We start from the raw sequence: 10,775 nt of genomic DNA on the forward strand, positions 1-10,775 counted from the left end.
CCGTTTACAACGGACTCTCCCGTCTGTTCAATATGGCGTTCCAAATCGAATCCGAGGGTGCCTACAAGCTTATCATTGTGGTGATGGCAATGCTCACCGCCATCTATGTTATTCTGGGCGGCTACGCAGCCACTGCAATCAACGACTTCATTCAGGGCATTGTCATGCTGCTGGGCATTGCCGCAGTGGTTTACTGCGCCATCCACTATCAGGGCGGACTTTCCAACGCACTGGCAGAGCTGGGCAAGATCGAAGTCAACGGCAAGACCAATACCCTGAACTCCATCTTTGGCCCAGATCCGCTCAATCTGTTCGGCGTAGTCATCCTGACTTCTCTGGGCACGTGGGGACTTCCCCAGATGGTGCACAAGTTCTACGCCATCAAGAGCGAGAAAGAGATTGGAAAGGGTGCGGTCATCTCCACGTTCTTTGCGCTGATCGTTGCCGGCGGCTCCTACCTGCTGGGCGGTTTCGACCGGCTGTTCTGCACACTGGACGGCAGCGACAGCGGAAAGGCTGCCATTGCCACACTTTCCAACGGCAAGCCGGAGTATGACGCCATGATTCCGGCGACCTTGCAGGCTGCGCTGCCGGATCTGCTCATCGGACTGGTGGTTGTACTGGTGCTTTCTGCATCTATGTCTACGCTGTCCTCACTGGTGCTGACCTCCAGTTCCACGCTGACCATCGACCTGATTCGCCCGAAGGTGAAAAAGACCTCGGAGAAAAAAGAGGTAGTGATCATGCGTGTGCTGATCGCTGTGTTCCTCCTGATCTCCGTTTTCATCGCCTTCCACAAGAACGCCTCCATCTCTACCCTGATGTCCTATTCCTGGGGCGCACTGGCAGGCGCATTCCTCGGGCCGTTTATGTATGGACTGTTCAGTAAAAAAGTGACAAAGGCTGCGGTTGGCACCAGCTTTGTGCTGGGAATCGGTCTGACGCTGCTGCACATGTTCCTGTTTGGATTCGGCTGGTTCCCGGAACTGACAAAAGCCGCTGCTTCCCTGCCGCTGAACATGGCCTCCCCCATCAACGCCGGTGCGATCTGCATGATTCTCTCGCTGATCATCGTTCCGCTGGTCAGCGCTTTCACCAAGGTGAAGGATACCGCCTATGTGGATCAGGTGTTCGAGTGTTACCAAAAGTAAGCTATTCCATTTCGTCATCAAAATGTAACCCAATTGTTACGACAAAAAGCTTGCATTTCTGATAATTTTCGCTTATGATTAGAAAGAGCAAACACGCCCCGGCTTTGCCGGGGTATTTGTTTCTATCGTATTGCATTTATTTTCTCTACTTTTCATGTTTTTTGAACGGAGGAATTTATTTCAATGGTATTCAGTACAATCGAATTTCTGTTCCAGTTTCTACCAATCTTTCTTGCAGCTTACTATCTCACTCCCCCACGGTTTCGAAATGTCACGCTAATCATCGGCAGTCTGGTGTTCTATTCCATCGGCAGCGGCTGGTATACGCTCCTGCTCCTGCTCTCCCTTGTGGTCAACTTCTGGCTCTCCCATATGATCGGCGGTTTACAGAAGAACCACCCCCAAAAAGCCAAGCACTATTTCATCGGCGGTATGATCTACAACTTCGGGTGGCTGGCGATTTTCAAGTACACCAACTTCCTTGTGGAAAATCTTAATGCGCTGCTCTCCGCCGTCCACATTCCCCTTGCGATTCCGGCGGCGCATCTCATCATGCCGCTGGGCATCAGCTTCTACACATTCCAGATCACGTCTTATCTCATTGATGTGTACCTCAAAAAGATCAAACCGGCAAACTCCTTTCTGGAGCTTGGGACATTCCTCTGTATGTTCCCGCAGCTGATCTCCGGTCCGATCACCACCTATGGAGAGATGCAGCCGCAAATTCACCAGCGGCGGGTCAACATTGCACAGCTGGAAAGCGGACTGGAAACCTTTGTGCTGGGACTCGGTGCAAAGACACTGCTTGCCAACCCAATGGGCGGTCTTTGGAACAACTTGTCTGTCATCGGATACGACAGCATTTCCACACAGTATGCATGGCTCGGCGCATTCGCCTACAGCTTCCAGATCTACTTCGACTTCTCCGGCTACTCCATGATGGCAATTGGCGTTGGCCAAATGCTGGGCTTTGAACTGCCCCAGAACTTCAACCTGCCATATATCTCCGGCTCTGCCACAGAGTTCTGGCGGAGATGGCACATCACGCTGGGACGCTGGTTTCGCAACAACATCTACATCCCGCTTGGCGGAAATCGTGAGGGGCGCTGGAAGACCCTGCGCAATACGTTTTGCGTCTGGGCGTTCACCGGACTATGGCACGGCGCAAGCTGGAACTTCGTGCTCTGGGGACTGATTTTCTTCGTGCTTATTATGCTGGAAAAGAACATTTACGGAAAGCTGCTGAACAAAACACACGTGCTCAAGCATGTCTACATCATCTTCCTCATTCCGCTGACGTGGATGGTATTCGCCATCTCCGACATGCACCAGCTCGCCACCTACTTCACACGCCTCTTCCCGTTCCTGTCCTCTGACACCGTTACGGCGAACACACGGGACGTTATGGTGGCACTGCACAATTACTGGAAGATTCTCATCCCCTGCGTTCTGTTCAGCACACCGCTCCCCCTGCATTACTATAAGAAGTACCGCAAGAGTGCATTCTGCATCATTCTCCTGATTGTGATTTTCATTCTCTCCATTCGTGCGATGATGACGCAGACCAACAACCCGTTCCTCTACTTCCAATTCTAAGAGCCTATAAGGAAATGATAATATGACACCTTTCAAAAAGATTTTTCAAAATTTTTCTATGCTCCTGATTTTTCTCGGCGCCGTTGTCGTGGTCAACATCTGGAGCTTTGCACAAAAAGCCGACCAGCAAAAAGCCGTGACTGCACAGAAACCGGCGGTGACAACGGCGGTCAGTGAGGAAACTACCAGCCAACCGCTTTTGTCCGCCGGAACAGAAGCTGTCACTGGTGCTGCACCTGTCTTAACCACTGCACCGCCGGCACTCACATTTCAGACGGTTGATCTCTCCTATTTTGACGACGCCCTGTTTATCGGCGACTCTCGCACAGAGGGCTTGGCGCTGTACGGTGACCTCACCAATGCTGACTACTTCTGTAACATCGGACTTTCCATTTATGAAGTTGAAAACGTCGTGGCAGGCAACCCCAACGAGGGGGAACAGTGTACACTGGCGCAAAAGCTGGGGCAGAAAAAATACGGCAAGGTCTATGTGATGCTGGGACTCAACGAACTGGGCACAGGCACCACTGAGGAATGGGCACAGAAGTACAAAGAAGTGCTCGATCAAATCCATCAGGCACAGCCGGATGCCATCATCTACATCCAGAGTATTCTCGTGGTATCCGCAGCACAGGACGACCCGTCCGGATACATCAACAACAACAATGTGCGCACCAGAAACGAAGCTTTGAAAGCGCTGGCAGACCAGCAGACATTTTTCTATCTGGATGTCAACGAGGCTGTCATGGATGCCAACGGCTGCCTGAATGCAGATTACACATCAGACGGCATTCATCTTCTCGGCAACTCCCTCTCCCTCTGGAAAAACTACCTGATGCAGCATGCCATTGTCAAGGGCGGCGCTGCGACATTCTCCACACCGGTACAGACCACGACCACCGCTGTTGGTACTGGCACACCGCCGGATGGCGGGACAATTCCGCCGGTCACCTCTGCACCGCTGCAAACACCGTAATCAAACGAATCCGTAAAAAGTAAACGGCCCCATGAGTGTAATTTCTCACAGGGCCGCTTTTCTATGCATCAAAATCCGTTGAAACTCAACCGATGACGCCGGTAATTCCGCAGATCAGCACCAGAACGCCGAGAACGATACGATACCAGCCGAACACAGTAAAGTCATGCTTCTTGATGTAGCTCATCAGGAAACGAATCACCACGATGGAAACCACAAACGCAGAGATCATACCGATCAGCAGCATCGCCGTTTCCATGCCGGTAGAAGGCAGACCGCACTTCACCAGCTTCAGCAGGCTTGCCCCGAACATTGCCGGAACCGCCAGAAAGAAAGTGAATTCCGCTGCCGCTGTACGGGAAACGCCCAGCAGCAGTGCTCCCACGATCGTCGCACCAGAACGGGAAGTTCCCGGAAAGATTGCCGCAATCAGCTGAAAGACACCGATCATTAAAACGGTACTGTACCGAAGTGCGCCGATGCTGTTCATCTTGGGTTTCTGATTCTTGTGCCACTTCTCAATCCAAATGAATGCGACACCAAACAAAATCAGCATGATCGCAACTGTCCATGCGTTGTACAGATGCGCCTGACTCCAATCGTCCAGCAGCAACCCGATGACCGCTGCCGGCACAGTTGCCACAATGACCTTGCACCACATCTGGAGAACGTCTTTCTTGACGCATGCGCCGAAGCCAGAGGTTGTCAAAGGCTTTGGATTGTTCTCCCGTCCAAAGGGCCAGAGCTTTTTCCAGTAGATGACCACAACCGCCAAGATCGCACCCAGCTGGATGACAACGTCAAACATCTCCTTGAAATTTTCCGATGCCTTCAGCGACAGAAATTCGTCCAGCAAAATCAGGTGGCCGGTACTGCTGATGGGGAGCCACTCTGTAATGCCCTCCACGATACCAAAGACCAGTGCCTTCAGCAATTCAATTACCATATCTTTCGATCCTTTCCGTGTTCTGTATTTCCCAAACACTGCTTTTCATTGTAACACACAATCCTCCATACGTCAATGATTTTTCGAAAAGTTTTTTGGTTCTCATTGCCGCAGCTTCCGCATATGTTGTACAAATACGACAACTGGAGTGAGGTATTATGAAAGAGCAGCCGGAAACTCGAGCAGTGATTCTCGGCGAATACATTGTACAGCAAAAAGCCACCGTTCGTGCAGCTGCGGAATGGTTTGGCGTGTCGAAAAGCACCGTACACAAGGATGTGAGTGAACGGCTGGAACAGGTTCAGCCGGAATTATATGCGCAGGTCAAGGAAATTCTGGAACAGAACAAACAGGAACGCCACATTCGGGGCGGACTCGCCACCAAGCGGAAATATGCCCTGCGGAAGCAGCAGGAGGAAGGAGAGGTTTCTCACAAATAGTCCCACACACCAAAACAGACCGCCTCTCCGAAAACGGGAAGCGGTCTGCTTGTGTCATTCGTTGAGAAAATTCTTTACTGCGGCAGCGAATTTACCAGATGTACCAGGAACTTCAGCAGCGTCATGCTGTCGTCGCTGGAGACGATGCCATCCTTCTGGCAGTCTGCGTTTGCCTTTGCAGCAGCGTTCAGCGAAACCTGTCCGGCAATTGCCTTGTTCATCAGAACGGCATCCGACAGATCAACGTCGCCGTCCAGGTTTACATCGCCGTAGAGATCAGCCGAAGGCTCGGTGCTCTCATCGGTGCTTACTGTAGTAGTTTTTTCGGAGCTTGTTGTTGTATCGCTGGAAACGGTGGTTTCCTCCGTGCTCTTTGTGCTGTCGCTGGTCGTCACGGTTGTTTCAGTTGTTTTGGTGCTCTCATCCGTGCTGGCAGTTGTTGTTTCTGCGCTGGTTACAGTTGTATCGTCTGTGGTTTCTGTTGCTTCTGTTGTCGTGGTTTCCTCAGCCGTCGTGGTTTCTTTGGTTTCAGTGGTCGTTCCGGGCGTTGCACTGCCATAGAGATTCTTCGGCAGTTCGTCCAGTGTGATGCAGTAATCGCTGTTGTAGGTGACCTTCAGCTCATCCGGATCATTATAGGTACTGGACATTAGGTGATCGCCGTACCACGGGCAGAAATACAGCCAGCCAGCATTCTCAATGGTCATGTTTTCCACAGACGGGATGGAGTCATTCTCTGCCATTGCCACCATCTTCTTGCCGTCTGTCAGCTCGTAGAGGTAGTTGAAAACGGAGGAGATTGCGCTCAGGTTCGGTGTGCCAAAGCTCAGACCGTCGTCACGGTTGTATTCGCAGTTGTACTTGTCATATGCCACAATGTCTACATAGTCATCGCCCGGATACCAGGTATCGGAGTTTGCGTAGTTATAGCTGTTGTATTCCCAGATGATGTTGTGGAGATTATACTTTTCTGTCAGCGTGTTGTACAGCAGCTTCCACAGTTCCTTGTAAACCTCTGCGCCACGGTCGCCCCACCAGAACCATGCGGTGCCGTCGCCGTAGTTGCCTTCGTTACCCTGTGCCTCATGCAGCGGGCGGAGAATGATCGGAACGCCGGCATCCTGTAACTTGGTCAGCTGTTCTGCCAAGTCCTTCATGCACTCCTGGAAGTACTCGTACTCCTTGGTACCCTCCTTGACAGCGTTTGCGGTGTTAAAGGTGCTGTTGGAAACCTGATAGTTCTTATAGGTGCACTTCTGCCAATCCACTTCGTCGCCCAGTTCATATTTGTCAAAGTCAATGGGGACGTTGATGTGCCACGATGCGGTAACAATACCATTTCTATCCTTTGCCCACTCGATGGCACGCTCTGTGGTACCGTCTTCCCAGCCGTACAGCGGATTGTAATTCATGAAGTCGAAGCCACGGATTGCCGGCAGCTTTCCAGTGGTGTTCTTGATATAGTCGAATTCCAGTTCCATGTTGTTGTCATGACCACCGCCATAGATCTCCTGCTGACCGGAGATGATATGCGAACCGTAGACACTCTTCAGGTAGGTCATGAGCGCCTGCGTCTGAGAAGTTGCCTTGGCATCTGTCAGAACATCCGTTGCCTTGTCGTATTCCGGCTTCGGTGTCTTGGAGAGCGTCATGTTGTCGTACAGGCAGTAACCCCAGCCGCCGCCAAAGGTGATGGTGTTCTCGCCCTTGGTCAGCTTGATGTCGCCCCAGCTGTAATCGTTCCAGCTCTCTGTGTGGGCGATTTTCACGTCCTTAGACCATGTGCTGTCATCCGAACGTGTGACGCTAACCGTTGCCTGACGGGTTTCGCCAACGTTGCCCAGATACACCAGGCATCTGGTCATCAGGCGGTACATGCCCGTTTCCGGCGCATCGATGGTAAAGGACATAGTACCGGCACTGGTGACCCAGACGAAGCCCTCTCCGGTGTAGCCCGGATACTCATCGTTGTACACCTTTGTCGCAACAGTTGCATCGCTGGACAGAGTCAAGTCCTCGCACTCCGAGGAGAACAGCGGTTCATCTGCCGCCATTGAAACGAATGAGGTCGGTGCGACCTGTAAAATTCCGGCAAGCAGTGCTGCGGCAATGCCGACGCTGCCTGCACGTTTCCAAAACTTACGCATATTATCTTCCTTTCCTTTTTCCATATCGAAGATGATGTTCGGCTGTTCCGAACAAATCTCACATGTATCATTATACATCATTCCTATTTTCTTGTCAATCCTCACAAAAAAATATGACATTTTCACCAGATTTGCGCTATAAATTCTGTGAGAATTGACAAGCAACCGGAATTATGCTATGATGAAAGACAGGACAGATACCGCATGAACCGTGCGGGATTTGCTCCGAATTTTTTAGATAACGAGGCGATTTTGCTTGTACAATCCCAACTCACTCCATGCAGAAGAATTTATCAATCATGCAGAAATTATGGACACTTTGGAGTATGCCCGAACACGCAAAAATGATACCACGCTGCTGTCGGAAATTCTGGCAAAGGCACGTCTTCACAAAGGGCTCTCCCATCGGGAAGCTGCGGTGCTCCTGCTGAACGAAGATCCGGCAGTGACAGAACAGCTGTACAAGCTTGCCAATCAGATCAAGCTGGCATACTACGGAAACCGCATCGTCATTTTCGCTCCCCTCTACTTGTCGAACTACTGCGTCAACGGCTGCACCTACTGTCCTTACCACGCCAAAAACAAACACATTTCCCGCAAGAAGCTGACGCAGGAGGACATTGTGCGGGAGGTGACGGCACTACAGGACATGGGACACAAACGACTCGCCATTGAAGCCGGCGAAGACCCGCTGCACAACCCTATCTCCTACATTTTGGAGTGCATCGACACCATCTATCACATCCGTCACAAGAACGGTGCCATCCGCCGTGTGAATGTCAACATTGCAGCGACCACTGAAGAGGAATACCACATGCTGAAAGAGGCTGGCATCGGCACTTATATTCTCTTTCAGGAAACTTACCACAAGGAGAGTTACGAAAAGCTCCATCCCACCGGGCCGAAACACAACTACGACTACCACACCGAGGCAATGGATCGTGCCATGGCTGGCGGTATCGACGATGTGGGACTTGGCGTTCTGTTCGGGCTGGAAAATTATCCCTACGAGCTAGTGGGGCTGCTGATGCACGCTGAACATCTGGAAGCAGTGCATGGTGTCGGCCCCCACACCATCAGTGTCCCCCGCATCAAACCGGCGGAGGATATCAATCCAGACGACTTCGACAACGGCATCAGCGACGACGTTTTCGCCAAGATCTGTGCTCTGATTCGTGTGGCAGTTCCTTATACCGGTATGATCATCTCCACAAGAGAGAGCCAGGCCGTGCGGGAACGTGTCCTCCCGCTGGGCATCTCCCAGATCAGCGGCGGTTCCCGCACCAGTGTGGGCGGTTACGATGTGCCAGAGGCAGCGGACGACAATTCCGCACAGTTCGATGTCAGCGACCGCCGCACCCTGGACGAGGTGGTGCGCTGGCTCATGGAGCTGGATTACATCCCCAGCTTCTGCACGGCATGCTATCGGGAGGGACGCACCGGCGATCGTTTTATGTCGTTCTGCAAGAGCGGACAGATTCTGAACTACTGCCATCCCAACGCTCTGATGACGCTACAGGAATATCTGGAGGACTACGCTGCGCCGGAGACCAAACGAATCGGTCAGGCGCTGATCGCCCGCCAGATCCGGCAGATTCCCAATCCGGCACGGCGGGAAAAGGCGGAGGCATATCTCAAGGAAATCGCCGCAGGCATGCGTGATTTCCGGTTTTAAGGAGAAAGCGCATGGAACAGGATCGCAATCAGACACCCCGTGCCAACCGCATTCACATCGGATTCTTTGGCAGACGCAACGCCGGCAAGTCCAGCCTTATCAATGCCGTCACCGGACAGCAGGTGTCCGTGGTTTCGGACATTCTCGGCACAACAACGGACACCGTGGAGAAAGCAATGGAACTGCTGCCCATTGGGCCGGTGGTGCTCATCGACACCCCCGGTCTGGACGACAGCGGTGCGCTGGGAGAATTACGGGTACAGCGGGCAAAGCAGACGTTTTCCCACACGGACATTGCCGTGCTGGTCGTGGATGCATCGGTGGGAATGACGCAGGACGACCGCCGGATTTTACAGGCGCTCACGGAAAAGCACATCCCCGTCCTATCGGTTTGGAACAAATGGGATTTGGCGGAAAATACGGTGCTGCCGGAGGGGGCGATTGCCGTCAGCGCAGCGACTGGTGACGGAATCGAGGCGCTGAAAGAACGGCTTGGCGCATTCTACCGTGAACGGACTGCCACGCAGAAACCCAGGCATTTGTTTGGGAATCTCCTTGCGCCAGAGGATGTGGTAGTGCTTGTCACGCCCATCGACGAATCCGCCCCCAAGGGACGCATGATTCTCCCGCAGGTACAGGCAATTCGGGAGATTCTGGACGGGCACGCCATCTGCCTGGCAGCGCAGCCCCAGCAGCTTCCCGCAGTGCTCCGGCTTTTGAACCGACCGCCACGCCTTGTGGTGACGGACAGTCAGGTGTTCGGACAGATCAAGGAGATCGTTCCGGCGGAGATCCCCCTCACCTCCTTTTCCATTTTGTTTGCACAGCTGAAGGGCGTGCTGGAACCGGCGAGAAAAGCAGCGCAAACACTGGAACAGCTCTCGGACGGCAGCCGTATCCTGATTTCCGAGGGCTGCACCCATCACCGGCAGTGCAACGATATTGGCACCGTCAAGCTGCCCCGCTGGATTCAAGCGCACACAGGAAAGACGTTTCAGTTTGCGTTTACCTCTGGGAACAGCTTTCCGGAGGATCTCACACCATACCGCCTTGTGGTGCACTGCGGAGGATGCATGCTGAACCAGCAGGAGATGGAGAACCGTGCAGCACGGGCTGCAAAACAAGGTGTCCCCTACACCAACTATGGTGTGCTGATTGCCTACCTCAACGGGATTCTGGCACGAAGTCTTTTCATTCTGGAAAAAATCCAGCAGAGATAATCACAAAGCCCACGCTCAGATTCATAGAGCGCGGGCTTTTTGGGTTGTTATGGTTTGGCTGTGTTACTTCGTCTTTTTCACAGCAGCAACGATTGCCTTGACGATCTGGATCAGTATCATCGAGCCAAAGCTGAAGCCGTAGATTGCACCGATGAGCACGCCTGCCAGATTGTTTTCGATCTGGAACAGTCCGTGGAGCGCCGGAATCCAGAGCACGGCGTTGATCAGTACCATTCCTGCCACAAATGCCAGAATTGCAAACTTGTTGTTCCACAGACGCTTGGAGAAAATCACCGGCTTGTCAGACTTACAGCTGAAGCCGTGGAACAGACGGGACATGCACAGGGTGGCAAATGCCATGGTCATGGCTGCGCTTGCGTTGTGTGCGCCCTGATAGAAATATCCCAGCAGGAATGCGCCAATGGTGGCAAGGCTGATGATGACACCGGAATAGCCCACCTTTGCCAGAAAGTTCTTGGTCAGGATGGATTCCCCTGCCGGACGGGGCTTGCGCTTCATGACATCATCGGAGTGAGGCTCCAGTCCCAGCGCAATTGCCGGCAGCGAGTCGGTCAGCAGGTTGATGAACAGCAGGTGAATCGGCGCAAAGGGCACCGGCAGACC

The 10,775-nt window shown here is 52.8% G+C and carries 9 protein-coding genes; 6 read left to right on the forward strand and 3 right to left on the reverse strand.

Annotated features, from left to right (window positions below; all coding sequences use genetic code 11):
* From QZL66_RS06595 to QZL66_RS06605, 3 genes are all read left to right on the forward strand, one after another.
* The coding region (locus QZL66_RS06595) for a sodium:solute symporter family protein (protein WP_293601913.1) at positions 1-1,151 on the forward strand (1,151 nt) is incomplete at its 5' end.
* Between the two features lie 183 nt (positions 1,152-1,334).
* Entirely contained in the window at positions 1,335-2,747 is a 1,413-nt protein-coding gene (locus tag QZL66_RS06600) for an MBOAT family O-acyltransferase (RefSeq protein WP_022410942.1), read from the forward strand.
* Positions 2,748-2,769: 22 nt separating this feature from the next.
* Positions 2,770-3,723, forward strand: coding sequence for a GDSL-type esterase/lipase family protein (locus tag QZL66_RS06605; protein WP_022410943.1), 954 nt, complete (start codon positions 2,770-2,772; stop codon positions 3,721-3,723).
* An 85-nt stretch (positions 3,724-3,808) separates the two neighbouring features.
* Here the strand turns inward: QZL66_RS06605 and QZL66_RS06610 are convergent, their stop codons facing one another.
* A complete protein-coding gene (locus QZL66_RS06610; protein WP_022410944.1) occupies positions 3,809-4,669 on the reverse strand; it encodes an undecaprenyl-diphosphate phosphatase in 861 nt (286 codons plus the stop codon).
* Positions 4,670-4,827: 158 nt separating this feature from the next.
* On the opposite strand from QZL66_RS06610, the gene spoIIID reads away from it, so the two are divergent.
* The gene (gene spoIIID, locus QZL66_RS06615) at positions 4,828-5,109 is read left to right on the forward strand and encodes a sporulation transcriptional regulator SpoIIID (RefSeq protein WP_022410945.1); all 282 of its coding nucleotides are present in this window, start codon (positions 4,828-4,830) and stop codon (positions 5,107-5,109) included.
* Between the two features lie 74 nt (positions 5,110-5,183).
* Here the strand turns inward: spoIIID and QZL66_RS06620 are convergent, their stop codons facing one another.
* Positions 5,184-7,256 (reverse strand): glycosyl hydrolase, encoded by a 2,073-nt coding sequence (locus QZL66_RS06620; RefSeq protein WP_293601914.1) that lies wholly within the window; start codon positions 7,254-7,256, stop codon positions 5,184-5,186.
* A 256-nt stretch (positions 7,257-7,512) separates the two neighbouring features.
* On the opposite strand from QZL66_RS06620, the gene hydG reads away from it, so the two are divergent.
* Both hydG and hydF read left to right on the forward strand, forming a co-directional pair.
* Positions 7,513-8,931 carry a [FeFe] hydrogenase H-cluster radical SAM maturase HydG gene (gene hydG, locus QZL66_RS06625; protein ID WP_022410947.1) on the forward strand — a complete coding sequence of 473 codons (1,419 nt, stop codon included), beginning with the start codon at positions 7,513-7,515 and terminating at the stop codon, positions 8,929-8,931.
* An 11-nt stretch (positions 8,932-8,942) separates the two neighbouring features.
* Positions 8,943-10,151 carry a [FeFe] hydrogenase H-cluster maturation GTPase HydF gene (hydF, locus tag QZL66_RS06630; RefSeq protein ID WP_022410948.1) on the forward strand — a complete coding sequence of 403 codons (1,209 nt, stop codon included), beginning with the start codon at positions 8,943-8,945 and terminating at the stop codon, positions 10,149-10,151.
* Between the two features lie 63 nt (positions 10,152-10,214).
* Here the strand turns inward: hydF and QZL66_RS06635 are convergent.
* Positions 10,215-10,775, reverse strand: a 561-nt coding sequence (locus QZL66_RS06635; RefSeq protein ID WP_293601915.1) for a cation transporting ATPase C-terminal domain-containing protein, incomplete at its 5' end; no start/stop codon positions are given.

Origin of the sequence: Ruminococcus sp. CAG:330 (assembly GCF_000437175.1) — a bacterium.
In the GTDB taxonomy this organism is placed as follows: domain Bacteria; phylum Bacillota; class Clostridia; order Oscillospirales; family Ruminococcaceae; genus Ruminococcus_C.

Bases quoted from the DNA above. Each gene is read 5' to 3' on its own strand.
- QZL66_RS06605 (WP_022410943.1), top strand. From the start codon at position 2,770: ATGACACCTTTCAAAAAGATTTTTCAAAATTTTTCTATGCTCCTGATT.
- QZL66_RS06600 (WP_022410942.1), top strand. From the start codon at position 1,335: ATGGTATTCAGTACAATCGAATTTCTGTTCCAGTTTCTACCAATCTTT.
- QZL66_RS06610 (WP_022410944.1), bottom strand. From the start codon at position 4,669: ATGGTAATTGAATTGCTGAAGGCACTGGTCTTTGGTATCGTGGAGGGC.
- hydF (WP_022410948.1), top strand. From the start codon at position 8,943: ATGGAACAGGATCGCAATCAGACACCCCGTGCCAACCGCATTCACATC.
- QZL66_RS06620 (WP_293601914.1), bottom strand. From the start codon at position 7,256: ATGCGTAAGTTTTGGAAACGTGCAGGCAGCGTCGGCATTGCCGCAGCA.
- spoIIID (WP_022410945.1), top strand. From the start codon at position 4,828: ATGAAAGAGCAGCCGGAAACTCGAGCAGTGATTCTCGGCGAATACATT.